At 64.4% G+C, this 25,640-nt stretch carries 27 protein-coding genes; 13 read left to right on the top strand and 14 right to left on the bottom strand.

Annotation, left to right across the window (positions count from 1 at the left end):
* Positions 1-242 (bottom strand): PadR family transcriptional regulator (locus ACZY0B_RS24790; protein WP_463766889.1); only part of this gene is annotated, 242 nt, incomplete at its 3' end.
* 210 nt (positions 243-452) lie between these two features.
* On the opposite strand from ACZY0B_RS24790, the gene ACZY0B_RS24785 reads away from it, so the two are divergent.
* Positions 453-1,373, top strand: coding sequence for a TIGR03619 family F420-dependent LLM class oxidoreductase (locus tag ACZY0B_RS24785; protein ID WP_463766884.1), 921 nt, complete (start codon positions 453-455; stop codon positions 1,371-1,373).
* Between the two features lie 18 nt (positions 1,374-1,391).
* Here the strand turns inward: ACZY0B_RS24785 and ACZY0B_RS24780 are convergent, their stop codons facing one another.
* The 3 genes from ACZY0B_RS24780 to ACZY0B_RS24770 form a co-directional block, all read right to left on the bottom strand.
* Complete coding sequence (locus ACZY0B_RS24780; RefSeq protein ID WP_463766888.1) at positions 1,392-2,243, bottom strand: hypothetical protein; 852 nt, start codon at positions 2,241-2,243, stop codon at positions 1,392-1,394.
* A 63-nt stretch (positions 2,244-2,306) separates the two neighbouring features.
* Complete coding sequence (locus ACZY0B_RS24775) at positions 2,307-2,765, bottom strand: DUF1003 domain-containing protein (RefSeq protein WP_463766883.1); 459 nt, start codon at positions 2,763-2,765, stop codon at positions 2,307-2,309.
* Positions 2,766-2,882: 117 nt separating this feature from the next.
* A complete protein-coding gene (locus ACZY0B_RS24770; protein WP_463766887.1) occupies positions 2,883-3,404 on the bottom strand; it encodes a C39 family peptidase in 522 nt (173 codons plus the stop codon).
* 423 nt (positions 3,405-3,827) lie between these two features.
* On the opposite strand from ACZY0B_RS24770, the gene ACZY0B_RS24765 reads away from it, so the two are divergent.
* From ACZY0B_RS24765 to ACZY0B_RS24750, 4 genes are all read left to right on the top strand, one after another.
* Entirely contained in the window at positions 3,828-4,955 is a 1,128-nt protein-coding gene (locus ACZY0B_RS24765) for an FAD-dependent oxidoreductase (protein WP_463766882.1), read from the top strand.
* Between the two features lie 69 nt (positions 4,956-5,024).
* Positions 5,025-6,113: a zinc-binding metallopeptidase family protein gene (locus tag ACZY0B_RS24760; RefSeq protein ID WP_463766881.1), complete on the top strand. Its 1,089-nt coding sequence runs from the start codon at positions 5,025-5,027 to the stop codon at positions 6,111-6,113.
* Positions 6,114-6,287: 174 nt separating this feature from the next.
* Entirely contained in the window at positions 6,288-6,728 is a 441-nt protein-coding gene (locus ACZY0B_RS24755; protein WP_463766886.1) for a flavin reductase family protein, read from the top strand.
* A gap of 35 nt (positions 6,729-6,763) precedes the next feature.
* Complete coding sequence (locus ACZY0B_RS24750) at positions 6,764-7,483, top strand: pyrimidine reductase family protein (protein WP_463766885.1); 720 nt, start codon at positions 6,764-6,766, stop codon at positions 7,481-7,483.
* Positions 7,484-7,524: 41 nt separating this feature from the next.
* Here ACZY0B_RS24750 and ACZY0B_RS24745 read toward each other — a convergent pair whose 3' ends face one another.
* Positions 7,525-8,010, bottom strand: coding sequence for an SRPBCC family protein (locus tag ACZY0B_RS24745; protein ID WP_463766880.1), 486 nt, complete (start codon positions 8,008-8,010; stop codon positions 7,525-7,527).
* Positions 8,011-8,356: 346 nt separating this feature from the next.
* Here ACZY0B_RS24745 and ACZY0B_RS24740 point away from each other — a divergent pair, with 346 nt between their 5' ends.
* From ACZY0B_RS24740 to ACZY0B_RS24730, 3 genes are all read left to right on the top strand, one after another.
* The gene (locus ACZY0B_RS24740) at positions 8,357-8,698 is read left to right on the top strand and encodes a hypothetical protein (RefSeq protein WP_463766879.1); all 342 of its coding nucleotides are present in this window, start codon (positions 8,357-8,359) and stop codon (positions 8,696-8,698) included.
* Positions 8,699-8,895: 197 nt separating this feature from the next.
* Complete coding sequence (locus ACZY0B_RS24735) at positions 8,896-10,707, top strand: serine/threonine protein kinase PknE (RefSeq protein WP_463766878.1); 1,812 nt, start codon at positions 8,896-8,898, stop codon at positions 10,705-10,707.
* Positions 10,708-10,868: 161 nt separating this feature from the next.
* Positions 10,869-12,428, top strand: coding sequence for a serine/threonine-protein kinase (locus ACZY0B_RS24730; protein ID WP_463766877.1), 1,560 nt, complete (start codon positions 10,869-10,871; stop codon positions 12,426-12,428).
* On the opposite strand, the gene ACZY0B_RS24725 is transcribed toward ACZY0B_RS24730, so the two are convergent.
* A complete protein-coding gene (locus ACZY0B_RS24725) occupies positions 12,429-13,361 on the bottom strand; it encodes a hypothetical protein (RefSeq protein WP_463766876.1) in 933 nt (310 codons plus the stop codon).
* Between the two features lie 382 nt (positions 13,362-13,743).
* Entirely contained in the window at positions 13,744-15,921 is a 2,178-nt protein-coding gene (locus ACZY0B_RS24720) for a glutamine synthetase III family protein (RefSeq protein WP_463766875.1), read from the bottom strand.
* A 295-nt stretch (positions 15,922-16,216) separates the two neighbouring features.
* Between ACZY0B_RS24720 and ACZY0B_RS24715 the strand changes: the two genes are divergently transcribed.
* Complete coding sequence (locus ACZY0B_RS24715) at positions 16,217-16,888, top strand: cysteine peptidase family C39 domain-containing protein (RefSeq protein WP_463766874.1); 672 nt, start codon at positions 16,217-16,219, stop codon at positions 16,886-16,888.
* Between the two features lie 374 nt (positions 16,889-17,262).
* On the opposite strand, the gene ACZY0B_RS24710 is transcribed toward ACZY0B_RS24715, so the two are convergent.
* Positions 17,263-18,027 carry a class I SAM-dependent methyltransferase gene (locus ACZY0B_RS24710; protein WP_463766873.1) on the bottom strand — a complete coding sequence of 255 codons (765 nt, stop codon included), beginning with the start codon at positions 18,025-18,027 and terminating at the stop codon, positions 17,263-17,265.
* 235 nt (positions 18,028-18,262) lie between these two features.
* On the opposite strand from ACZY0B_RS24710, the gene ACZY0B_RS24705 reads away from it, so the two are divergent.
* Positions 18,263-18,952 carry a DUF899 domain-containing protein gene (locus tag ACZY0B_RS24705; RefSeq protein WP_463766872.1) on the top strand — a complete coding sequence of 230 codons (690 nt, stop codon included), beginning with the start codon at positions 18,263-18,265 and terminating at the stop codon, positions 18,950-18,952.
* Between the two features lie 79 nt (positions 18,953-19,031).
* Here the strand turns inward: ACZY0B_RS24705 and ACZY0B_RS24700 are convergent, their stop codons facing one another.
* Both ACZY0B_RS24700 and ACZY0B_RS24695 read right to left on the bottom strand, forming a co-directional pair.
* Entirely contained in the window at positions 19,032-20,501 is a 1,470-nt protein-coding gene (locus tag ACZY0B_RS24700; protein WP_463766871.1) for an MFS transporter, read from the bottom strand.
* Between the two features lie 199 nt (positions 20,502-20,700).
* Positions 20,701-20,931, bottom strand: a complete 231-nt coding sequence (locus ACZY0B_RS24695) for a hypothetical protein (RefSeq protein ID WP_463766870.1) — start codon at positions 20,929-20,931, stop codon at positions 20,701-20,703.
* Between the two features lie 178 nt (positions 20,932-21,109).
* Here ACZY0B_RS24695 and ACZY0B_RS24690 point away from each other — a divergent pair, with 178 nt between their 5' ends.
* A complete protein-coding gene (locus tag ACZY0B_RS24690) occupies positions 21,110-21,343 on the top strand; it encodes a hypothetical protein (protein ID WP_463766869.1) in 234 nt (77 codons plus the stop codon).
* Between the two features lie 45 nt (positions 21,344-21,388).
* On the opposite strand, the gene ACZY0B_RS24685 is transcribed toward ACZY0B_RS24690, so the two are convergent.
* Positions 21,389-22,129 (bottom strand): SDR family NAD(P)-dependent oxidoreductase, encoded by a 741-nt coding sequence (locus tag ACZY0B_RS24685; RefSeq protein ID WP_463766868.1) that lies wholly within the window; start codon positions 22,127-22,129, stop codon positions 21,389-21,391.
* Positions 22,130-22,239: 110 nt separating this feature from the next.
* A complete protein-coding gene (locus tag ACZY0B_RS24680) occupies positions 22,240-22,536 on the bottom strand; it encodes a hypothetical protein (RefSeq protein ID WP_463766867.1) in 297 nt (98 codons plus the stop codon).
* A 264-nt stretch (positions 22,537-22,800) separates the two neighbouring features.
* Between ACZY0B_RS24680 and ACZY0B_RS24675 the strand changes: the two genes are divergently transcribed.
* On the top strand, positions 22,801-23,451 hold the full coding sequence (locus ACZY0B_RS24675) for a biliverdin-producing heme oxygenase (RefSeq protein ID WP_463766866.1): 651 nt from the start codon (positions 22,801-22,803) through the stop codon (positions 23,449-23,451).
* A 57-nt stretch (positions 23,452-23,508) separates the two neighbouring features.
* Here ACZY0B_RS24675 and ACZY0B_RS24670 read toward each other — a convergent pair whose 3' ends face one another.
* Positions 23,509-24,270, bottom strand: coding sequence for an SDR family NAD(P)-dependent oxidoreductase (locus tag ACZY0B_RS24670; RefSeq protein ID WP_463766865.1), 762 nt, complete (start codon positions 24,268-24,270; stop codon positions 23,509-23,511).
* A 193-nt stretch (positions 24,271-24,463) separates the two neighbouring features.
* Between ACZY0B_RS24670 and ACZY0B_RS24665 the strand changes: the two genes are divergently transcribed.
* A complete protein-coding gene (locus tag ACZY0B_RS24665) occupies positions 24,464-24,778 on the top strand; it encodes a DUF732 domain-containing protein (protein ID WP_463766864.1) in 315 nt (104 codons plus the stop codon).
* Here the strand turns inward: ACZY0B_RS24665 and ACZY0B_RS24660 are convergent.
* Positions 24,762-25,640: alpha/beta fold hydrolase (locus ACZY0B_RS24660; RefSeq protein ID WP_463766863.1), on the bottom strand; the 879-nt coding region annotated here is incomplete at its 5' end. The two genes, ACZY0B_RS24665 and ACZY0B_RS24660, sit on opposite strands and share 17 nt — an antisense overlap.

The raw sequence follows: 25,640 nt of genomic DNA, 5'->3' as shown, positions 1-25,640 counted from the left end.
ACGGGTGCGTGATTGGTCCACTCGGTGACCGCGTCCATCCCCGCCGGGGTGATTTTGTAGAGCCGGCGGCTGCGGGTGCCTTCGTCGCGCTCGACGCGTGAGGTGACCAGGCCAAGCGCTTCCAGCTTCTTCAGCTCGGTGTAGATCTGGCTGAACGACGGGCTCCAGTAATAGAGGTCAACGCTCCAGTCGATCCACTTCTTCAGGTCGTAGCCAGAGACTTCCTCTTCGTAGGACATCATGCCCAGCAGCGCCCAGCTGGTGCCGGCAAGCGCCGCCTTCGTCGGCTTTCCGCTGGTCTGCGCCACGTCGCCAGGTTAACAAGGCGGAAGACCCGATTGGGTGACACTGACCGCTGGCCGGGACATTGCAATGTGAACGATTTACGGTGACGGCCGGCGCGCAGTGAGCTTTGATTTCCTTGTCGGCCGTGCTTGAGAAGGAGTTCCTGCGTGAAATTCGTCTTCCCTCTTCCGCATATGCTCCGCCTCAGGGCCACCATGCAGTCCTGGGAACCAACGGTCACCGGAGGCGACCAAACCCGAATGGCGAAATGCGCCGACCGCTGGGGCTACGACATGATCGCCATCCCAGAGCATCTCGTCATTCCCGCCGAGCATGTCGATTTGTCCGGACCGCACTATCTGCACTCGACCGTCGCGCAGGCCTATGTTGCCGGAGCGACCGAACGCATCGCCGTCAATTCCTGCGTCACCATCTTGCCGCTGCAGCATCCGATCGTCCTGGCCAAGGCGCTGGCGACCGCCGACTGGATGAGTGGGGGCCGGATGATGGTCACCTTCGGAGTCGGTTGGCTGGCACGGGAGTTCGAACTCTTGCGCGTGCCCTTTCACGAGCGAGGCCGCATCGCCGACGAATACCTGGCCGCGATCGTCGAATTATGGACCAGCGACACACCCCAGTTCGATGGCCGCTACGTGTCGTTCGACAACATCGCATTCGAGCCGAAACCCGTTCAGAAACCTCACCTTCCGATCTGGATCGGCGGCGATGCCGACGCGGCCCTGCGCAGAGCGGCAAAGTATGCATCCGGGTGGTGGCCCTTTCTGACGACGCCCGAGCAGATCGCCGAGAGGCTGGACTACATCAAGTCCCAACCTTGCTATGACGGTCGGCCATTCGACGTGATGCACGGCATGGGCACCAATCGGGTCGGCGAGGGGCACGTGATCCGCAAGGGCTCGGGCGACCGGCCGGGCATGAGTGCCCAGCAGATCATCGACCGGTTGAACTGGCTCGCCGAGCAGGGCGTGACGGTCAGCGCCGTCCCGATTCCCGCTGTCGGAGGCGTCGACGAGTATCTCGATTACGCGCAGTGGGTTATCGAAGAGGTCAAGCCGAACGTTCGTTAGCTGTCGCTGGCTAGCAGATCACCTGATCCGCAGACCGCGTTTGTGCACCCAGAGTACTGCCACGACACTTCCCGCCACCCACACCGACACCGCAATAGCCAGGTGCACAAAGCTTTTCGTATCGCGACCGAACACCGGCCAGATCAGCGAGGGAATCTGCTTCCACAACACGTTGTGCTCCACGCCGTTCATCGGGTCGGCGACGTAGTAGAGCGCGTAGGGCAGGGTGAGCGCGGTGATCCAGCCGCGGGTGCGGCGACGGTCGCCGCGCTGCCGCCACCGCCGAATCAGCGGTTCGACGCTGACCGGGTGCAACACCGAGAACACGTTGCCCACCCCGAGCCAGGACACGATGGGCACCGCGACGGTAGGGATCGTGATGGCCAGGCGCGCTGGGGTTTCCAGCCAGAGCGTCAACACCATCGCCGTCACCAGGGTCGGCAGCCCGACGATCACGAGCAGGGCCAGGTTCTTGATCAGCAGCACCCGCCAGAAGGGCGCCCCCGCGGACAATGCCTGAAGGACGCGATAGTGATCGGCGCCGAGCAGGTTGGTGGTGGTGACGTCGGCGAGGATCCACGACGAGAAGTACGTGCCGACCAGGACTACCCAGTCCTGGTGGCGGCCGGGCGTCAGCGGCTGCACCACCAACCAGCCCACGGCGAAGACCAGGTTGGCCACCACGCCCATCAACCAGGTGCGCGGCGGGGTGAACGCCCACCGGATTTCCGCGACAACGGCCGGCCCGAGGTCTCGTTGCAAATCCTTGGCGGCGCGTTTGGCCGCGGCGGGACGTGGTGCCGACGCACGCGCCACCGTGCGCAAGACGGCTTGCACACGAGGGCGCACCGTCTGCTCTAACTCGACCATCTGTCCCCCACACGATTCGCGGCCCGCGACCATCTGCTCTACCAATCCTTTTCGGTTCTTCGGCTAAGCAGGCCGCTCGGGCGTGGACTGGATAAACCGGCGGTGCAATTCCTCTGTGAGCACGTGAATCTCGCGGGTGAGCTCGGTGTTGGTCTTCAACTCCAACTCCTGAGTCACAAAGTCATGGTCGGCCCTGGCTTGCTGGAACGCCGCCTGACGGTTCTGGCCGATCATCACGAAGGTCGACAGGAAGATCGCTTCGAGGGACACGACCAGGGTCAGCGTCGGCCATGGATTGCGTTCCACGAACAGCATCCACACGCCGAACAAGGCCGCGTGAAGCCAGACGAAATTCATCGACCCGGCGAACGCCGTGATCCGGTCGGCCAAGCGCAGCTGAAGATCGTCGCTGCGCCGTTTGGCTTCCTCCAGCACGGCGGGGTGGTGGAACTGTCCGCTGCGCAGCAGCCGGCGCGGAATCAATTGTGGGCTGTGTCGATGGCCGTCGGCTTGTGTCGTCATCGTGAGCCGTCCTTTCCTCTGCCACGGTGATCCGTCACCCGAACCGCTGCGGCGGGCGGACGGACCGCTGGCTAATGCTAGTGGCCGAGAACCCGTGAAACGGCGAAGACGTGAGGCTCAGCCGCCCGGCGCGGTGACGACGATCGATTCCTCGCCCGGGTTCCAGGCAGTCGTGAAGGTGGCGACGCTAACCTGCTCGTCAGCATGGTCGGCGCCAGGGTCGTTCAAGTGAACGAGCTGCTTATCGGTATCGATCCCGGTGACGACAAGATAGTGATCGGCCTTCGTGCGCTGGTCGCTGGTGTTCCAGATGACCGCGGAATTGACCCAGGCGATCGCCTTGCGCCCGGTGCGCAGGTACCGCTGCAGCGCCGGCATGCCGGTCGTCTCCGGGTGCGCGGTCCAGTACAGCGTTGACTTGATGCCGTAGTGGTCGAGCAGCACGACGAGGTCCGCCATTTCGACGCCGCCGTTGCCGTTTTCGTGGCTCGGATCGGCCGAGGGCGCGTAAATCGGCCCCGGATTGGTGCCCGACGGAGTGTTCTGCGACAGCGTGATCATCTGCTGTTCCGTCGGTTCTTTCCCGGTGATTTCACCGACCACGTCGGCCACCGACATCAGCCCACAGTTGTCCTCCATCGACTGCTGCCGCCAAAACTTGGCAGCCGCAGCCGGATCGCCGTAGCTGCCGGCGCTGACGGTCGTCGACGTGATCGACGACCTTGATGCCGTCGTCGAGTGACACCCCGAAACTCCGGGCACACCGGCCACGCCGAGGAAAGCGACGACCACGGTCGTGCGCGCAGCGGTAGCGATCCGGGATCTGAGCATGGTGCCGATCGGCCCAGTGAACCACCAATTCTCATGCCGCGCCTGGGTTCCCCGCGACCGAGGACGGCGCCCCTGGTCGCCCAATAGAACGTGTTACAGTTTTGCCGACCGCGACCGAGGGCCAGGGCAGCCGGGCGTTGCGTGCGAGGAGGCCCGCATGAATTCCACCGTCGGCAGGCCCACGCGTCCATCGCCGCGTAAACCCCTTGCAGCAGAACGGAATTCGATATAGTGGCGCCGCGCAAGCGCGTCGTCGTCGCGGGGCTGGGAGACGTAGGTCTGTTGACCGCGATCCGTCTGTCCCGGCACGCCGACGTCGTCGGAATCTCGGTCAAGTCCGCGCTGGTAAGCGGCCAGGAACTCGGCGTCCGACTCTCCCGCCCCAACGACTGGGCACGCGACTACTGGATTCCGTTCGACCGCTTCCGCGGTTTGGATCAAGTGCGCACGATTCAGGCCACGTTGACCGGAGTGGACTTGGCTACCCGAACGGTGTTCGGGCGCGGCGGCGACGGCGAGACCATCGCCGAGCAGTTCGATGCGCTGGTGATCTCGACCGGCGTCACCAACGGTTTCTGGCGTCAACCGACCGTGCAATCGGCCGACGAGATCGGCGCGGGCCTGCACGCCGCGCACAACCGCCTGGCCACCGCCGGCTCGGTGATCGTCGTCGGTGGCGGAGCCGCGGCAGTCAGCAGCGCCGTGAATATCGCAAACACGTGGCCGGACAAGCGGATCGACCTGTACTTCCCCGGCGAGGCGGCTTTGGGCGCCTATCACCCCCGGATCTGGAAGCGGATCCGTGGCCGGCTCACCGAATTGGGCGTGGGTGTGCATCCCGGGCACCGCGCGGTGATCTCGAACGGCTCCGCCGGCCAGGAGATCACCAGTGCGCCCATCAGCTGGAGCACCGGCCAACCGCCGGCCACCGCAGACGCGGTGCTCTGGGCGGTGGGCCGGGTGCAACCCAACACCGACTGGTTGCCCCGCGAATTGCTCGACGAAAACGGCTTCGTGCGCGTGACTCCCGAGCTGGAAGTCCCCGGCCATCGGGGTGTCTTCGCCGTCGGAGACGTCGCCGCGAGCGACCCCCTGCGCAGCTCGGCCCGCAATCGCGGGGATTCGCTGGTGGCCCACAACATTCGTGCCGAATTCACGGGCCGCCGGCTGCGCACCTATCGGACGCCGGGACGGCGATGGGGCTCGCTCGTAGGGATCCAGGCCGACGGGCTGGAGGTCTTCCTGCCCACCGGCCACGCGTTCCGGCTTCCGGCTTGGTCGGTCAAACGGATAGTGATGCCGGGGCTCGTCCGCTGGGGCATGTATCGCGGCGTACGAGAAAACAACCCGCTTCGTTAGTCGCCTGCGCGCCCGAAACCATGACCGTGACGGCTGCTGTTCGAACTGGTTGTATGCCACGATGGTCACGTGCGCGCATTCGCCTGCCCGGTGTGCCACGGGTTCGTGACGTTCGAATCGCAGCGTTGCCCGAATTGCCAGGCCGCGTTGGGATTTCACGCGCCGTCAATGGCCATGGTCGCGACCGCATCCGGTGCCGCAATCGTCGACGATCGCCGCTGGATCGCGTGCACCAAAGCGACCGACCTTGACTGCAATTGGCTAGTGCCCGAGGAGCAGCCGGATCACGCAAGCCGGGGACGTTGCCTGCCCGATTCCCTGATCCGGCGGGAGCCGGCAGCCGATGACACCATTGCGGTCGAGAAGCTGGTGTCCACCGCGGTGAACCTGCGCAGACTCACCTATCAGCTGTTGGACCTCGGGCTTCCGGTACATCCCTTCTGGCGGGTCGATGGCGGGCTGGCCTTTGACCTGCTGTCCAGTTACAGCACAGGCGAGAAAGTCGTGATCGGCCATGCGGGCGGGGTAATCACGATCGACCTGACGGAGTCCCTGGACGCGTATCGGGAATCACTGCGGGTACACCTCGGCGAGCCGTACCGCACGATGCTGGGGCACTTTCGGCACGAGGTCGGTCACTACTACCAGAACCTCTTGGTCGAGACCGGCCCGGACATGCGCAATCTCGACGAATGCCGGGAACTCTTCGGTGACGAACGCGCCGACTATCAAGCCGAGATTTCCCGTCACTACCAATTCGGGTCACCCGAGAACTGGAACGAGTCGTTCATCTCGGAGTACGCGACGATGCATCCGTGGGAGGACTTCGCGGAATGCTTTGCGCACTATCTGCACATCACCGACACGATCAACACCGTGCGCGAGGCCGGATTGATTCTGGCTGCCGATCGCACACCCGTCGCCGTTCCCCGCGACATCGTTCCGCTCGCCTCCTACGCCGATGCCCCCATCGAGCAACTGCTCTATGACTGGAAGTGGTTGGCGCTGTTCTTCAACCGCATCAACACCGCGATGGGCAAGCAGCCGCTCTACCCCTTCGAAATCCCGCCGCCGGTGATCCGGAAACTAGGCTTCGTACACAAGGTGATTCGGCAGGCCACTCTCAGCGACAACACAGAATCGTTGAATCCTGCCTGAACCGTCCATTCGCCTGCAGACGATCAGTGCTGCGACGGCTCCGCCGCCGTGCTCCGCTCACCCCGGCTACTGCCGTCGGTGTGATTCCAATTCGGGCTGAGTGGGAATAGTGAGCGGGTGAGCGAGCCGGGGGTTAGCGCATTCGAAAAGTTGGTGGCCCTGCTCAACTATCCGATGTTCGTCGTCACCACGCAGGCCAACGGCAGCACGGCCGGCTGCCTGGTGGGCTTCGCCTGCCAGGCCAGCATCCGTCCGCCTCGCTTCCTGGTCGGCCTGTCCCCGCAGAACCACACCTTCCGCGTGGCCGCCAACGCCACGCATCTGGCGGTACATGTGTTCGATATCGAACACATCGACATCGTCGAACTGTTCGGCAGTCAGACCGGAGACGAGACCAACAAATTCGACCGTTGCCGGTGGCATCGCGGCCCAGCACAGCTGCCCATCCTCGACGATGCGGCCGCCTGGTTCGTAGGCAAGATCCTCGATCGCTTTTCGCTCGGCGATCACGTCGGGCATCTGCTGGAACCGCTGGATGGCGACCCACCGGCTGAAGAGGAGCAATGGGTGACCTTTGACGATGTGCGCTCGCTGGACCCGGGCCACGAGGCATGACCGCATCCGACCACCACCGCCAGCAGGCGGACCCGGTGAACGATTCTCCGCGCGTGGGCACGGTCGGCGACGTCTCTGAACTCGCGTCGTGCTACGCCGAGCCCCCGGAGGGGGTGCGCGTCAACATGATCTACAGCGCCGACGGTGCCGCCGTGTTCGGCGGTCGCGCCGCGCCGCTATCGAGTGAGACCGACCAACAGCTGCTGAAGATCCTGCGGGGGTTCGCCGACGTCGTTCTGGTCGGCGCGGCCACCGCGCGCGCCGAGAACTACGGCCCGGTGCAGCTCAGCGACACGCAACACGCCCAACGGCAGCGGGCAGGCAGGAGCAAGCCGCCCCCCATCGCCGTGATCAGCCAGACCGGAGAACTGCCGACCAGACTGGTCAGCGATCCGGGCCAGCCGCCACTGCTGGTGACCTGCGCGGAGTCCGCCGCGCGGCACAACAGCACCAGCGACCAACGATGCGGTGTTTTGGTGGCGGGTGAGGACACCGTGGATGTGGGGCGGGCCGTTGCACTGCTGCGCGCGCACGGGCTGTCCCGGGTCCTCTGCGAGGGCGGACCGACACTCCTCGACGAACTCGTGAACGCCGACGTCGTCGTGGAGGTCTGCATAACGCTCGCCCCCAAGCTGGCGGCGAGCCAACCCGTGGGCCACCGACGGCAGCCATCACGATTGCCGCTGCCCGCCACGTTGCGCCTCGAGCATGCATTGGTCTACGACGACTACCTGTTCTTGAAGTATCGCCGCTGATCACCACCTGCTCCGGCGTGCGCCGAGCCCGCCGGCAGCGGTTAACCCTGGGGGTATCCCCGGCGGACGGTGCGGTCGAGAATGCCCAGCGTCGCCCGCAGTGCGCCCTCGGAGATCACCGGGAAAATTCCGGCTTCGCGCCACTTCGGGTCGATCTTCGACCAGTCGTAGAACGAGGTGACGACGGTGGCCGCCGCATCCTCGGTCGGCTCGAGCCGGAAGCCGTAGACGTGGCCGATCTGGGGGCGAAGCTGACCGAGAACCGTCCACGAGAGCAGTCGGTCCGGTTCGAACTCCTTGATCTCGACGGTGACGTCGTACTTGCCGAACTGCGGGTAGTCGTTGAGTGCCTCACGGTCCATGTGGACGACGAAGGTGTCGCCGGCCGCACCAACCGGATCGCCGTCGGCGTCTTGGAGCATCCCCGTCGAGTCGATGGCGACATGGCCCTGCGGGTCGCACAACAGTCCGAAGATATCGGTCGCCGGTGCCGGAATCGTTCGCTTAATCTCGATACGTTCGGTCATGCGTCCTCCCAGCCAACGTTGATGGGTCGCGGGTTACTTTACGACGCTCGCGCCCGCTGAGTTGCGAAACCGGATGCCCCGCAACGGTTGCATCGCCACCTGCGCTGTTCTCCTGCGATGGCGCCAACCGCGGTGCTGTGCCACGGTGGATTGATGTGGCGGCGCAATGCCCGCGGGAACGACCGGGCCTATCCCCTATTCGGCGTGCCACGGGCAAGTCCGAGGCAAGCGCCCGGTTTCGGCGTGGTGACACACGTCCAAACGGTCATCGAATTGCCTGTGCGACATCACCTTGCGCCCACCGTCATTTACATTCTCGCGCTTCTAGAGGAGGACCATCGAGCCGGTGAGCAATTCAGACGACGATAACGGCTACCGCAACATCGCGGTGAACGGACTGCGTCCCAACGAACTTCGCTGGGCACTTAACCACAATTCTGTGCACGGCATTGCGTACGCGTTCAAAAATCCAGTCGCGGTAGCCAACTCCAGCGACGATCCCGACGACGACCGAAAAACCTACCTGGTGCGGATCAAACGCGACCACTTAGCCACGGCGCTGGGAAACATCAACGAATGGATCGTCCAGAATCCCGGTAAGACCGGGATGCACGCATACGGCTTTCTCAGGGCTTTGTCGAGGGAGGGCCTCAGCGACCGCCGGACCGGCGACGAGGAGCACCGCTGAGCAGGAATTGACTGATGCCCGGTCATCCGCGTTTTCGACTGCGCCTAGGGGTCGACTTGGGAATGTCGCGGGTGGCATTGCCACCGCCACCGGCGTTTTAAGCCCCGGAATATCGAATTCGCCCGCATTCTGTCTATTCACCGTGCCCCTGGCAGGCCCAAACTACTAGCCTTATGCCTGGCACGGAGGAGTCGGCAATGGGTGACACCGCGGGTTCGCGGGAGGGCTCGCAGTTCGGGCCCTACCTGCTGCGGCGACTGGTGGGTCGCGGCGGGATGGGCGACGTCTATGAGGCCGAGGACACGGTCCGCGAGCGGGTCGTCGCGCTGAAACTGATGTCTCAGACGCTGTCCAGCGACCCGGTCTTCCGCACCCGCATGCAGCGCGAGGCCCGCACCGCGGGGCGGCTGCAGGAACCCCACGTCGTGCCCATTCACGACTTCGGCGAGATCGACGGGCAGCTCTATGTCGACATGCGCCTGATCGACGGCCGGGACGTTGCCACGATTTTGAGCCGGTACGGACCCCTGACTCCGCCCCGCGCTGTGGCGATCGTGCGCCAGATCGGCTCTGCGCTCGACGCCGCGCACGCTGCCGGTGTGACGCATCGCGACGTCAAACCGGAGAACATTCTGGTCAGCGCGGATGACTTCGCCTATCTGGTCGACTTCGGTATCGCCAGCGCCACCTCCGACGAGAAGCTGACTCAGTTCGGCACCACGGTGGGCACCTTCAAGTACATGGCCCCGGAACGGTTCAGCGACGCCGACGTCACCTACCGAGCCGACATCTATGCGTTGGCCTGCGTCCTGTATGAGTGCTTGACCGGATCCCCGCCGTACCAGGGTGATCAGATCAGCGTGATGAGCGCACACCTGCACCAGGCGATCCCGCGGCCCAGTGCAACGCGGCCCGGCATTCCGGCCGCCTTCGACCAGGTGATCGCGCGCGGCATGGCCAAGGACCCGCTGGACCGCTTTCCGACCTGCGGCGATCTGTCGGCGGCCGCGTACGCGGCCCTGGCCACGCCCGACCAGGATCGGGCGACCGACATCTTGCAGCGCAGCCAGGCCGCCGAACTACCGGCCGCGTTCGCGGGTCAGGCGCCCGCCGGCTTTCCGCCCGCTCCCCCTGCCATGGCGGGCCAGACTCCGCCGCAGGGCCCGGGTTGGCCTGCATCGGCAACCGGGTCACCATTTCCTTCGAGCGGGCCGATCGCAGCGCCGACTGGATGGCCCGGCGCTCCCGGTTGGGGCACCGGCGATGCCGGCAGCGTGGTGGCGCCGTCGTGGGGGCAACCGTCTCCCCGGCGAGCGCGTCACGCTTGGCTCTGGGTCAGCCTTGCGGCTTTCGTCGTCGTCGCGGTGGTGGGCGCGGTCCTCGTCGTCGCCCAACCGTGGCGGTCGTCGGGGCCGGGCGGGTCGAAACCGCCCGTGGCGCCCGACACGGTCGAGCTCCGCATCCTCGATGACGGTGTGCTGGTGGGCAGTTCGGCAGCGCCGGTAACGATCGACATCTTCAACGAGCCGATCTGCCCGCCATGCGGCAGCTTCATCCGGTCGAACGCGGGTGACATCGAAACCGCAGTGAACAACAAGAAACTCGCGGTGCGCTATCACCTGCTGAACTTCCTCGACGACAAGTCGCACAGTCAGAACTACTCGACTCGCGCGGTGGCGGCGACCTATTGCGTCGCGGCCCAGAACGATCCCAAGCTCTACATGAGCTTCTACTCGGGGATCTTCACCAGCGCCTTTCAGCCGCAAGAAGGCGCCGCAGAAGACCGGACCGATGGCGAATTAGCGCAATTGGCCAAGACGGTCGGCGTCGACGCCGACGTGATCAACTGCATCAAATCGGGTGATGACATGGCCACCGCCAAGGCAAAAGCCCAGGCCGGCGACGCGACGCTGGCTGGGTTCAATGCCTCTGGCACACCGTTCGTCTGGGACGGCACCAAGTCCATCAATTACCAAGACGCGACCTGGCTGACCAAGCTGCTCGGGTAGTCCCAGGTCGCAACCGTGAACATCGGTGGCCGGCGCGAAAACACCGGCACCCGTGCAGGTCGCACGATCGCGCATGCGCCACCGCGATGTTGTAGTTTTCGAGCGGTGAGATTGGTCGGGGCTTACCGTCATGGTTGCCAGACCGTGAACAGGAGTCAGCGATGACCGGCGCGCACGGCTCGCGGTCGGGGACGATGTTCGGTCCCTACTACCTCAAACGGCTGCTGGGCCGCGGCGGGATGGGCGAGGTCTACGAAGCCGAGCACACCGTCAAAGAGTGGACGGTAGCGCTCAAACTGATGTCGGTTGCGTTCAGCCAGGACCCGGTGTTTCGCAAGCGGATGGAGCGCGAGGCCCGCATCACCGGCCGTCTGCTGGAACCCCATGTGGTCCCGATCCACGACTACGGCGAAATCGACGGGCAACTGTATTTGGAGATGCGCCTCATCGAAGGCATCGACCTGGGCAGCCTGCTCGAGCGCGACGGGGCGTTGCCTGCGCCGCGGGCGGTGGCGATCGTCCACCAGGTCGCCTCGGCGCTGGATGCCGCGCATGCCGCCGGGGTGACGCACCGCGACGTCAAGCCGCAGAACATTTTGATCACCGGAAACGATTTCGCGTATCTGGTCGACTTTGGAATCGCGAGCGCGAAAACCGATGAGAAGCTCACCCAAATGGGCACCGCGGTGGGCACCTGGAAATACATGGCACCCGAACGGTTTTCGAGTGACGAGGTGACTCCTCGCGCCGATGTCTACGCGTTGGCCTGTGTGCTGTACGAGTGCTTGACCGGGTCACCGCCCTATCACGCCGAAAGCACCGGCGTGCTGATCACCTCGCACATGATGGAACCCATCCCCCGGCCCAGCGCGCAAGGCTTCGGGGTGGATACGGCATTCGACGCCGTGATCGAGGGCGGCATGGCCAAGAACCCCATCGAGCGCTATGCCAGCGCCGGCGACCTGGCCGAGGCCGCACACGACGCGCTTTCCAGACCGGAGCGCGACCGTGCCGCGACCATCCTGCGCCGCAGCGAAACCTCGGCGAAGCCACAAGACACCCAGTCGGACAGTCCACCGCCACCACTGACCGCGCCCGGCGTCGTCGAATCGGACCAGCCGGGACCGCCAGGCAAACGCAAACTCTGGCCCATCCTGGCGGCGGCCGGCGTCGGTGTCGTGGTCGCCGTCGCCGCTGTCGGCATCTGGCTGACGACGAAACCTTCCGGACAGCAGCATTCAAAGACAGGCGCGGGAAAAACCGCACCGGCATCCGCCGAAGCTCCCAGCAATGACCAGGCCCGACTGCTTAGCCTGCTCCCGTCCGGCTACCCTGCCGGCGTGTGTACGCCGGCCACTCCCGGGTCGGACAGCATATGGGTAAACGCGGTGGCCATGGTGTCCTGTGGGCAGAACACTCGACCCGGCGGCCCCAGTCATGCCACCTACGGACTGTTCCCGACTCCCGCCAGCCTGAAGAAGGCTTTCACCGATGACGTGTCCAACGTCAGCCTGGTGAAATGTCGTGGGGAATCACGGTCACCCGCCAACTGGCACTATGACCAAAGTCCCAACGAGACGTCCGGCATGCTCGCGTGCGGGACATACAACAACCACCCGAATGTGATCTGGACTTACGACGAAAAGCTCATGCTCAGCGACGTCGCGGGCGACCCGGCCACCATCGAAGACCTCCACACCTGGTGGGACAACTACAGCTGATCAGTCGGCCGAGGGCGGCACCGGCACGAACTTTGTCGGGTTCGGCGACACCTTCGCCGAGAGACGTTTGAGGCAGACGGACGGATCGACATCTTCGAGCTCGATTCCCGCGAAGGTGTCTGCGTCAACCCGCACGCTGATCAAGCAAGGCCGGATCGGTTGACCAGTGCTCGGATCCAGCGATTCGACGACGCCATTGAAGGTCACCACGTCGAATTGGCGCTCGCGGTCGAGCTCGAAGACGGTCGCCAGCGATAGCAGCGCGAGCTGCGCAATTATACTGGCGTACAACGCTTTTACTTGGCCGACCGGTCGCCGCGTCTCGACGACCGTCTCACGGCCCTTGACGTACCGGTACGTCTTGGCCCTCGGGACGACATTCACGGCAGGCAGTTCATACTCGAGCACCAAGCGGCGCGCGGCCGGCGAATAGTCAACCGCGAGCGCAGGGGTGATGTTGCACGGCAACGGCATTGCCGTCAGGATCGATTCGACGTCGGTCACAAGGTCGGACGGGGCCGACTTCGGCACATCCTTCAGGTGCCGCAAGCCCGTTCGCAGCAGATCGGTCAGGGCGGTCACCTGGGATTCGATTTTCGCGTTCTGCCGGTCTACCTGGGCGGCGACGCCGTCGAGATTGTAGATTTCGCTTTCCAGGACAACGTCTTTGGGCCAACGGCTCAACTGCCACTCGCGTTGCCGAGCGATCTCGGCAGCCCCGGCTCTTGCTTCGGCCGCCTGCACCGCCGCATAAAGCACCTTGGTTGTCTCGAGTTCTTTCAGGCGCTGTTCTTCGCGCATGGGGTGCCGACGACGGGCCAGGTGATATTGGTGGCGGGCGTGCGCCAGCAGCTGCTGGGCATCGGGCAGCCGATCGTATCCGGGGGGTTGTACGAAATCCGCCAGCCGGGGCATCGGCTCGGCGATCTCCAAGTACCGGAGCCGCATCTCGCAGACTTCGGCGTCGTGGCGGGCTTTGCGGACGGTGTAGTGACTTTCGAGCATCCGGCACGCCGACTCCCAGTTCTCGACGGCCGCCGACGCCCGCCGCGAGGAACGCCACAGGTTCCAGAGCGCGTGATACGCCTCCAGTGCGGCGGCCCGTCGCTGGCCGTCGTCAAATGGCCTCATGCTCTCCCCTGACCGGGTGACCTACGTCCCTTCAGAACTTAACGTGTCAGGTGCGGCATGTGCAGCGTGGTGCTTTCGGGGGGCACTTCGAGTCGCCGAGCGTGGGGGTCTCGGATTATCAAGCTCCGCGAGCGCGGTCAACCCCCACGCCCGACGACGGATTGGAGAGGATTCCGACAACGATCTAGAGGATGTAAAGCATCTCCTGATACGTGGGCAGCGGCCACAAGTCATCGGCGACAACACTTTCCAGTGAGTCGGCGGCGGTACGCACCGCTTCCATCGCCGGCAGCAGCGCCTCTTGGGCATGCGTGGCCTCGTCGAGTGCCGACTCCGCCGAGTGATCCGACAGGGCCGCTTTCAAACTCGTCAGTGCCGTAGAGAGGTCAGCCAGCGGGGCCGAAACCGCTTCCAATGCAGCCGTGCTGGGCTGCACACCAGCCTTTTTCATCGTCGCGACGTTCTGCGCGAGCTCGGTCTGGTAGCGGATCGCGGCGGGCAGGATGACCGTCGTCCCGAGCTCCAGCGCCAGCTTGGCCTCGACGGCAACGGTCAGCGCGTATTGCTCGAGACGCACCTCGTAACGGCTGTGCAGCTCGCGTTCGTTGAACACCCCGTATTTCGCGAAGAGTTCGACCGCTTCCGGCTTGATCAGCTCCGGAATGGCGTCCAGGGTGGTCTTCAGGTTCGGCAGGCCGCGCTCGGCCGCCTCGACTTGCCAGTTCTCCGAGTAGCCGTCCCCGTTGAACACCACCGCGCCGTGCTCGGTGATGACCTCGGTGAGCAGCTTCTGCACCGCCTTGTCGAAGTCCTCACCGTCGTCGACGGCTTGCTCCAGGACGCCGGCCATGTAGTCCAACGAGTCCGCCATGATCGTGTTGAGCACGATCAACGGCACCGCAACCGTCTGCCCGGAGCCTGGTGCACGGAACTCGAACCGGTTGCCGGTGAAGGCGAACGGGCTGGTCCGGTTGCGGTCGCCCGCATCCGTCGGCAGGTGTGGCAGGGTGTCGACACCAATAATCATGGTGCCCTTGCCCTTCGACGAGGTGGCCGCGCCCTTCGCGATCTGCTCGAATACGTCGGCGAGCTGTTCGCCGAGGAAGATCGAGATGATCGCGGGCGGTGCCTCGTTGGCGCCCAGCCGGTGATCGTTGGTCGCAGATGCGACCGACACCCGAAGCAGCCCGGCGAACTTGTGCACCGCGCGAATCACTGCCGCGCAGAACACCAGGAACTGAGCGTTCTCGTGCGGGGTGTCGCCCGGGACCAGCAGCGAGCCCAGCTCGGAGTTGCCCATCGAGAAGTTGACGTGCTTGCCCGATCCGTTGACGCCGGCGAATGGCTTCTCATGGAACAGGCATTCCATGCCGTGCTTCTTGGCGATCGTCTTGAAGATCGTCATCAGCAGCTGCTGGTGGTCGGAGGCGATGTTGGCCCGCTCGAACATCGGCGCGATCTCGAACTGGCCGGGGGCCACCTCGTTGTGCCGGGTCTTGGCGGGAATGCCGAGCTTGAACAGCTCCCGCTCGGTGTCCATCATGAAGCCGAGGACCCGCTCGGGCACCGCGCCGAAGTAGTGGTCGTCGAACTCCTGGCCCTTGGGCGGCTTTGCGCCGAAGAGGGTGCGGCCGGCGTTGACCAGGTCCGGGCGGGCGAGGAAGAAGTGCCGGTCGATCAGGAAGTACTCCTGTTCCGGGCCGCAGAACGAGACGACGTGGTTCAAGTCCTTGTGGCCGAACAACGTCAGGATGCGCTCGGCATGCGCACCCATGGCCTGCTGGCTGCGCAGCAGGGGCGTCTTGTAGTCCAGTGCCTCACCGGTCATCGAGACGAACACCGTCGGAATGCAGAGCGTGTTGCCGTTCGGGTTTTCCAGGATGTAGGCGGGGCTGGTGACGTCCCAGCCGGTATAGCCGCGCGCCTCGAAGGTGCTCCGCAGCCCACCCGACGGGAAGCTGGAGGCGTCGGGCTCACCCTGGATCAGGGTCTTACCCGCGAATTCGGCGAGCGTGGCGCCGTCACCGATGGGCTCTAGGAAGCTGTCGTGCTTCTCGGCGGTTAGGCCGGTCATTGGGTAGAACACGTGCGCGTAGTGGGTAGCGCCCTTCTCCAGCGCCCAGTCCTTCATGGCCACCGCGACCGTGTCGGCGACCGCGGGGTCGAGTTTGGCGCCCTTCTCGATGGTCGCCACCACGGACTTGTACACCGGCTTGGGCAGCCGTGCCTGCATCTCGGCCTTGGTGAAGACATTGGCGCCGAAAATCTCGCCGGGGGCTTCACCGGCTACGAAGCTGATGGCTGGGGGGACGTATGCCTCGACGTTGTTGATGGCCTGCAGGCGCACTGCGTTTCCGCTCAATGGTGTTCCTATCGCTGCTGAGGGGGTCCACGACCTTCATTCGCGGAAGTGGACCGCCCCACCCTAGGAACTTTCGATGGCAAACTTGTTACGCGCGCGTCAACGGCGCGCTCTCAGCGTTGCGAGTGTAAGACGAATTCAGACCGGACAGCGCGGTCTCATGACGGCAACATTTCCGCGTGTTCGTCCACGACTTTCGCCGCGTTCGGAGTTTAATCCTCCCCAAGAGGGCGACCCGTGACCCTTTTCTCAATACAGCAGCGCGCCGCCACTGCGGCTCGAGAAAAGGACGCCCATGGCCCGCACCATGACGACCAAGGTCGCCGCGGCCGTGCGCGTCGCCGCAATGTTATGTGTAACGGCCGCTACGTCATCGGTCGCCTGCGCCGCCGCTGCCCACGCCGCCCCGGGCCCTCCTGTCCCGGACGCCGACCACGAGGTGGGGATGTACGGCGACCCCGCGGCCGCCGCACCCTTTTGGCGCCGGCAACACGCCTCCGACTGCGGGGAGATGGCGGTGGCCGACGTCGTCGGCGAGATCACCGGCCGCCAGCCGACCGAGCGGCAGATCGCGGTTGTAGCCGAAAACACTCTGGGCTCAACGCGTTCCGGGCCGATATGGAAGCCGCCGGGTGACACCGATATCAGGGATTTGCCGATGCTGCTCTGGCACTACTGGATCCGGGCGGACAACATCCAGGCCAATACCGCTGCCTTAGAGCAGTTTCTGGCGGACAGGCGCAAGGTGATCGCCCTCGTCAACGCCGAGACCATCTGGAAGCGGCCCGGCAACCGCGACGCCGCGAACCACTTCGTGGTGGTCACCGGTATCGACACCAAGGCCGGTGTGGTGCATCTCAACGACAGCGGCATCGAAGCCGGCCGCGACGAGCAGATTCCCGTTGCGACCTTCGAGCGAGCGTGGGCGCCCAACTACAACTCCGCGATCGTGACGAAGTCAGGCTAAGTCTGGTTCAGGTAAGGCTTTTCGTCGGGTCCGACGTGATCACAGCAGATCCGCGACGACCGGTGGATAGGCTGCACGACTCGGTTAGCTCAGGCCCATAGGTGGCCGCACCGCACTCACATTCCCAGCAGATGTGCCGGCCGCAGGAACACGGAATGGTGGCCACGATCATGTGTCCCGGCAAGAGCCAGTGACCACGTGCACACCGTTGTGGTGGTCTGTCCATCCATTGCGTCCGCGAGCCATGCGCCAGCTCGACATGAACACTCACGGGCACCACCCTCCCATTGGCTTTGGTGCCAAACCAGGGTGGTGTCTCAATCGTTATGGTCTCGTTGACCGTGTCGTAGTGTGCGGAATCGCGGGGCTGACGATCAGCTCTTCTCGAGGGTTACCTGGTTGACGTCGATTTGGCCGGTGCGGAACGCGTTGGCCCGGCCCGTCAGGTAGTTCAGGTAGCGCTCGTAAACCTCTTCGGATTGCATCTCGATGGCTTCGGTCTTATGCGCCTCGAGCGCCTCGGTCCACAGGTCGAGGGTCTTGGCGTAATGCGGCTGCAGCCGCTCGCGCTGAGTCAGGGTGAAACCCGCCTCTGTCGCGTGCTGCTCCACCGGGTCGGCGGACGGCAAACCGGCCATCGTGTGCAAGAACATGACGCCATCGTCGGGCAGGACGGCGTAGGCCATCTCGAAGAAGTCGTCATAGCGGGCATAGCCGTGCTCGAACGCCCCGATTGACACGATCCGGTCGACGGGCTCGGTGAACTCCTCCCAGCCCTGCAGCAGCACCCACTTGCTGCGCTGGGTGTCCATCTCGTCGAATAATTTCTGCACGTAGGCGGCCTGATCGCTGGACGATGTCAGGCCGACGACGTTGACGTCGTACTTCTCGACTGCCCGGCGCATGGTGGTGCCCCAGCCACAGGCGATGTCGAGCAGTGTCATGCCGGGCCGCAGATCCAGCTCGGCCAGCGCCAAATCGATCTTCGCGATTTGGGCCTCTTCGAGCGTCATGTCATCGCGCTCGAAATACGCGCAACTGTAGGTCTGGGTGCGATCGAGGAACAGGCGGAAAAAATCGTCGGATAAGTCGTACCGTGCCTGCACATCGTCAACGATCGGGACCAATCCCTGAGTCATGATTACGTGCCTTTCCGGACCCAGGGCCCCCCGCGCAACATCTCAAGTCTGCGCACATAGGTACCCAAGCGCTCGCCGAGCAAACCAATTCAAAGCGAATTCCCAGCTTTGAACGGCACTTTTAACGATCCGCCGCGACTGCCCGTGGCGGCTGCCGGCCGCTCCGCGATGAATCCCGGGTACACCGCCAGTCAGACCTTTGAGCCGCGAAATTTTCAAAGCGAAGGTGGAACCCATGTCCTCGAAGCAAGCTCTGCCGCCCATCGTCGATCAGCACAGCTGGCGCACCGCGCTCGACGAGCTGCGCAAGCGCGAGAAGGCCGCGACGCGCGAACTGGATGCGATCGCCGCGCAGCGGCGGCGTCTGCCGATGGTCGAGTTGCCGGACTACACCCTCGTCGGAGCCGACGGGCCGATCCGCCTTGTCGACGTATTCGGTGGGCGATCGCAGCTCATTACCTACCACCACATGTGGTCGGACGGCGCGCAGTGGCAGTGCGGCGGGTGCACGGGCTTCACGTCACAGTTCACCCGACTGGAGTTTCTCGACAACTACGACGCCCGCTTCGTCATCGTCACCAATGGTCCGATCGACGAGGCGCTCGCCTACCAGCGCAGGGTCGGCAATCGGATGCAGTGGTACTCGTCGTCGCAGAGCCCGTTCGGCGCCGACGTGGACGCGCCCCCGGGCGGGGGCTTCGGGGTCAACGTGTTCCTACGCGACGGTGACACGGTGTATCGCACCTGGCACACGAATGGCCGGGGCACCGAGCAACTGAGCCACTCGTTCCCGCTCATCGACGTATTGCCCTGGGGCCGTCAGGAGGAATGGCTCGATTCGCCGGAGGGCTGGCCGTCGCGGCCCACCTACTCGGGTTGGCTGGACTCCCCCGACATCGCTCGGGCCTACGGCACCGGGGGCTAACGGCCGCCCGTCGACGACCTTCACGGACTTATGCGGATAGCGGCGTAGCTCCGGCGTGGCTTACGGAAGCGGCTCGGCCTCAGGCGGATTCGTCGTTCTCCGCGTCGGCCACCGTCAAGGGCAGCGCCAGGTCTTCCAGGGCGCGTTGCTCGGCCGCGATCCCGAGCCAGAGCTCGACCAGGCCCGCGACCGCCATCACGATCGCCCCGATCAGGAACGACCAGAGCACCTGACCGCGATCTCCCGAATTGATCAACTCGCCGAACAACACCGGGCCGGTGATCCCGCCGATCGCGGTGCCCATCGCGTAGAAGAATGCGATCGCCAGCGCCCTGGTCTCCATCGGGAAGATCTCGCTGACCGTCAGGTAGGCCGCGCTTGCCCCCGCCGAGGCCAGGAAGAACGCCGCGGCCAGCACGATGATGAAGGTCCAGACACCGCCGGTGTCGTTCACGAACAGCACCCCGAGGACGACCGCGATGACCGCGGAACCGATGTAGGTCGTGGTGATCATCGGTTTGCGACCGATGGTGTCGAACAGCCGCCCGAGAATCAAGGGGCCGAGGAAATTGCTCATCGCCCACAAGATGAAGAACACCGGCACCTTTCCGGAGGGAATGCCGTAGAACCCGCTCAACAGTGTGCCCAGATTGAACGTCACGCCGTTGTAGAGGAACGCCTGACCGATGAACAGCGCGAGCCCTAGCACGGCGCGCTTCGGATAGAGCTTGAACGCCACCCGCGCGATTTCCACAAATGAAATCGCTTGACGCTGGCGGATTCTCAGTGGCTTGCCGTGCGGCTCGGGCAACGGTTGTCCGGTTTCTCGCTGCACGTCCTGTTCGATTTCGCCGACGATCTGCTCGGCTTCCTCGTCGCGCCCGTGAATGAACAGCCACCGCGGACTCTCCGGAATGTTGCGCCGGACAAGGAGAACGAAGATGCCGAAGATGGCGCCGATGCCGAAGGCGAGCCGCCAGCCGATGTTCGCCGGGAAGTTCGACGTGTCCAAAAGGGCCAGCGCGCCCGCGGCTCCAGCGGCCGAACCCAGCCAGTAGGTGCCGTTGATGATCAGGTCGACGCGGCCGCGCACCCGTGCCGGAATCAACTCGTCGATCGCCGAGTTGATGGCCGCGTATTCGCCGCCTATGCCGGCGCCGGTGAAAAAGCGGGCGACGAAGAAATACCAGGGCGCGAAGGCGAACGCGGTCGCGACGGTGGCGACCAGGTAGACCGCCAGGGTCAGGATGAACAGGTTGCGACGTCCGAATCGGTCGGTCAGGTGCCCGAAGAACAATGCGCCCAGGCACGCCCCCGTGATGTAGATCGCCGCCGCGTAGCCGATCTGCGCCGGGTTGAGCTCGATGCCGCTGCCCTTCTCGGTGAGCCGGGCCGACACGTTGCCGACCATCGTGACCTCGAGTCCGTCGAGGATCCACACTCCGCCGAGGCCCACAACGACGCGCCAGTGAAACCGCGACCACGGCAGCCGGTCCAGTCGCGCCGGTACCTGCGTCGTGATGGTTTTCGTTTGCACGCCTGGGCTCATGTTGTCTCCGTTCTGGGTGGACACAGAATTACCCGCCACCACGTACTAACAAGCCTGAAATGACCATTCCGCGTGCAGCGCGGGACCATTGGCCGGCAGTGATCCGTCTTCGTTCTTGCCCGGCATGCGGTCTGGCGATCGGGGTGTGCTTGGCATCCCGGCGGACCCTACCAGCCCCGTGACATGGGAATTCCGGCGCTCAGGAACCCCGCTCGGGCGAGGGACGAGCACCGGCGACGGGAGGAAATTCGGGTCGCAGCGACGTGTGCGGATCATCGTGCTCGATGCGTGCCCACTGGTGGGACGAGAAGTACCACGTCCACTTACCCGTGGAAGGGCCGATCTTGAGCACGGCGCCGTCGGTATCGAAATGGAGTTCGTCGCCGTACGTAATTTCGGAGCCATCCGCCCAGGTCACTGTGAAAGCCATGCGGGCACGCTACCCGGCAGAGATATCCACGACTTGTACAAAAGCCGACAATTTATCCGTCGGCAACCAGGTCCGCTATCGACCGAATCAACGGGTCGAAATGACCGGCGAATGTTAGGGTAGGCGCCTGTTGGGTGGCCGTCTGTGCAGCTGCGGCCATGTTTGCTCGGAGGTGGGCATGGAACCCCCGATCTTGCCTGGGCTGCCGCCTACCTACTCGCCAGCGCCCCGATTCGGCGTCTCCGAATATCTCGAATGGCCCTACCGGCTTTCCGCAAGCATCGGCCTGGTGCGAGCCCCCGCTAGCGGGCCCACCAGCACCGTGGATGAGCTGCTCGCGCAGGCCGACGAGTTGATGTACGCGGAAAAGAAGACCAACGCGAACTCCCGCGGTTGGGCCGGGAAGGTCTGATCCGTAACCCTCCGCAGTGCTGGATTCCCTTGGTTTCCAGTCGAATTAGCCGGCACCCTTGCCATTGTCGACCCGGTAGACGGCACCGTGGACGGCGGCTGCGGCGTCGCTGGCAAGGAATGCGACCACGTTCGCGACGTCGAGGGGCGCCATCATGCCGCGCGGTGAGGCCGTTCGCATGATCAGGTCGTAGTTAGGATCCTCTGGCGCTCTGAACTGTTCGATTTGCGGCGTGAGCATGCCGCCGGGGCATACCGCGTTGACGCGCAAGCGATCGGCGGTGTACTCCACCGCCAAAGCCCGAGTCAGCCCAATGAGCCCATGCTTGGCAGCGCAGTAGCCGGCCGAGTAAGCCTGGCCTTCAACGCCGGCGATGGAGGCGACGTTGACGATGTTGCCTCCTCGTTCCAGCAGCTGAGGCAGCGCCGCCCGGCACAGGTAGAACGGACCGTTCAGATTGACCGCAAGATCCTGCGTCCAGTCGTCGTCGGTCATCGACTCCGTTCGGCGCATCTGGTGTTTCCCGGCAACGTTGACCAGAACGTCGAGTCCGCCGAACTCCCGGACGCACTGCTCGACCGCATCCTGGCAGGCCTGGCGCGAGCCGACGTCCACCGATGCGTAGGAACCACGCTCTACGTCGGCGAATACCTCGGCCAAGCGTGTGGTATCCCGGCCTATCCCGAAAACCGTTGCGCCCTGCCGAGAAAAAAGCTTGGCCGTTTCCGCGCCCAGGCCCGACGAGGCGCCGGTCACGAGTGCGACCTTGCCTTGCAGTGCTGTCATGACAGTTCTCGTCCTCTCAAACCGCGATCGCGCACGCGCCGCGTCGCGCGGCGTGCGACTAGCAAATCAACTCTCGCGGCAGCGCATACCACCAGGGGCCCCGGGTCCCTTCACACCAAGCTGGTGCGCCTCAATACGAAAGCCACGCCGCCACGCAAGAGTTCAAGCGGCTCAACGGATCTCAGACCCGCAGCGCCCATTGCGCCGCGGAGCGGCCGTTGCGCCAGGAAGGTCCGCCGGACGCGGCGGGCGGCCACCAGCATCACCAAGCTCATCCCGAGTCTGCCTATCGCGACCCGACTCGTGCGCTTCCGCCACGTCGACGGCATCGAGGTCGCGCGCCGACCGACGTAATAGCCCAAGCATGTCGCCGTGGCAAGCGCGCAGATCACCGCAAGAACCGCCATGATGACGAGCGTCCTTTGCCGCAGTCGCGGTCAGGTCACGCTCGAGATACACCTCGGCCAACAAACGTTTAGCTGGCACGCACCACGAAGGCCGCGGCTAGCGATTGCTGAGCAGGCGCTGCTTCTGTTCGCTGAGCGCTGATCTGCAAGAACCCCTGACACTGCCCTGGCGCATTACTCGGTAGCATCCAAGACGATGAACTCGAGGGCTATATCGAGGTGGCAGCGACTTTGCACGCAAAGTGCAAGCCCGCAGAGCAGAGCATGTCGGTGAGCGTCGCTGAGACGGGCCGGCCGCTCTCCTCCGCGATGAAGGAAGGCTCGGCGGAAGAACACGCCCGCGCCGAGCAGTCGCCCTTCGTCACCGAATTGCTCGCAGGCCGGGTCAACAATCACGGATACGCTGATTACCTGCTACGGCTGCGCGTGGTTTACGCCGCGCTGGAGGACGCCGTTCGAACGCGCCGCGAGGATCCATTAGTCGCCGCCGTGTACGACCCGCTACTGGAGCGTCTACCGGCGATCGAGGCCGACCTTAAACACTGGAAGCCTAACGGCGGCAGCGAGATACAGTCGCCCGCCGCTGAGGCTTACCGCGAACGCATCGCCGAGGCCTCATGGGGCGGAGCGCTGGTGGCACACCACTACACCCGCTATCTCGGGGACCTCTCGGGGGGCCAAGCCATCGGCAAGATCCTCGACCGCACGTTTTCGCTCGGGGGTGTCGGCCTGGCGATGTACCGATTCCCGATGCGAGCCAAGCCTTTCAAAGACCGCTATCGGGCTCGACTCGACGCGCTGCACCTCGACGCCGACGCGGTTCGTCGTGCAGTCGACGAGGTCAAGGTCGCGTTCGGACTCAATCAGGCCGTATTCGATGAACTCTCGAGCAACCTACCGACCTATCAGCAGTAATCGCCGTTTGAAGCCATTGCTGCTGTGGGCCGGAGGCGCTGCTCAACGCGATCCTCGTCAGACTTGGTTGAATCCGCCGTCGGCGGTGAGGGTCGATCCGGTAGTAAAGCTGGACAGATCGCTCGCGAGAAATACCGCGGCGTGGGCGATTTCGACGGGCTCAGCGAAGCGCCCCAACGGGATGGCGGCAACACGGCTCGCGCGGAAGTCTTGAATTGAGGTGTTGGGATCGGTTTGAGCGGCCAACGCGTCGCTTCCCGGCGTGGCGGTGGATCCGGCAACGAGAACGTTGACCCGAATGTTGCGGTCGGCGAGTTCGCTAGCCCACGCACGGGCCAGCGACCGCACCGCGGCTTTGGTGGCGGCGTAGATGCTGAGCCCAGGACGGCCGCGGTCGGCGGTGGTGGATCCGGTCAAAATGATCGAGGCGTTGTCGTTGAGTAGCGGCAGCGCCTTTTGGACCGTGTACACGACTCCTTTGACGTTGGTCGTCAACAGCGCGTCGAGGTCGTCGTCGGTGATCTCGCCCAGGCGCGAGACCCTGGTGGACCCGGCGTTGGCCATGACGACGTCGAGACCCTTGCCGGCCGCCTCGACCTTGGCATAGAGGCGATCGAGATCCTCCGGCTTTCCGACGTCGCCGCACACGGCGATTGCGTGAGAGCCCAACTGTTCTGCCGCAGAGTCGAGTTCGAGTTGTCGCCGGCCAGTGATGAACACCTTTTCGGCGCCTTCGGCAATGAAGCGCTCGGCGGTGGCCAGGCCGATACCCGAGTTAGCGCCGGTGATGACCGCGGTCTTGTGGTCGAGCAGTCCCATCTAGATCTCCTGAAGTTCTCGGGGTGCTGGCCAAATCCATTGTCCAGGAAGCGACTTTTCCGAGCTTTCGCGATTCTTCAAACTTTTGCTGCTTTGGACCCGCAGACTACTTGCACGCTTGCTAACCCCACGAAGAAAGGAACCGAATCACATGCCCTCACCTCGCTGGCTGGCCAGACTTGCCATCCCCCTGATGGCTGGCACTGCGCTGATGGGTAGCGCTGCTATTGCGACTGCCACCACTCCCCAGGATGATGCGTACCTTGCCCAACTGCGCGCCGTCGGTCTGACTTGGCCGCCCAACACGGAAGAAGCACTCATCGGCGAGGCGCACCTCATCTGCTACGACCTGACTTGGGGTTGGACGCCACAACAGATTGCCGACGAGGTCCACACCCACCTGGACAAGAGGGGTGTGACGTTGTTAGACGTCGGAACCATGGTCAACGCCGCCCACTCGACCTACTGCCCCGGAAACGTGTGCGACGCCCCTAGCCTTTGCACATGACGGTGCGCGGCTGTTTCGCATCGAGGGCTGTGATGAGCTCGCCGACCCGTGGCAGGACCAGCGGCAGGCATTCGTTGAACAGCAGATGGTGGTCGGTGTCGAACACCACCAGTTCTTTCGCAGGGGCGACGATGCGGGCGAACACCGTCTGGGTGTAATCCAAGCTGAACAACGGATCTCCGCGACCGGCGACGACCACCACCGGGCAGGTGATCGTGCCATCGCCCATGGCTGTCATATCGGTGGTGAACAAGTCGGCCAGGAATGCAAGCGGGTAAGCACGCAGACCAAGCGGGTCGAGCAGGAATTGCTCAGCTGTCCATGGCTCGCGGCACACCCGCGCCAAGTCGAGATAAACGCCGAACCGGATTGGTAGCCGCGGCGCTATCTTGGCCAGCACCCGAAGGCCTCGCACGAACGCTGGGTAGCCCGGTTGGAGGAACGTCGGGAACCGCGAGACGGTCGTAGACTCCGGCAGGGCCGGATCGAGAATGTTGTGCGCGACAACGCCGGCAAGCGCGTGATCGCGAGTCGCGACGATCATCGCCAACCCGCCGCCTTGGCTAGAGCCCACCACCACCGGGAGTCGCCCGAACCGCGCCCGCGCCCATGCGGTGGCGTCGAGCGCGTTGGTGACGAGACTGTCCAGACGCAGCAACCGCCCAACGCGCGGACTCTTGCCGTGCCCCTCGCCATGAACACCCACGACGGTAATGCCCTGGGCGGCAAGACCATCGCAGAATTCTTCATAGAACAGCGGGTGCGTCATGGTTCCGGGCAAGAACACGACAACCGGCCCGCCCGACCGGCCACGCCACACCGACAGCACGATCGGGACACTCGCCGAGGTGATCGTCACCTC

The sequence above is a fragment of the Mycobacterium sp. IDUB_19 genome, from assembly GCF_055419445.1.
Note: the sequence above shows the minus strand (reverse complement) of the source record. Positions and strands in the feature narration are given on the sequence as shown.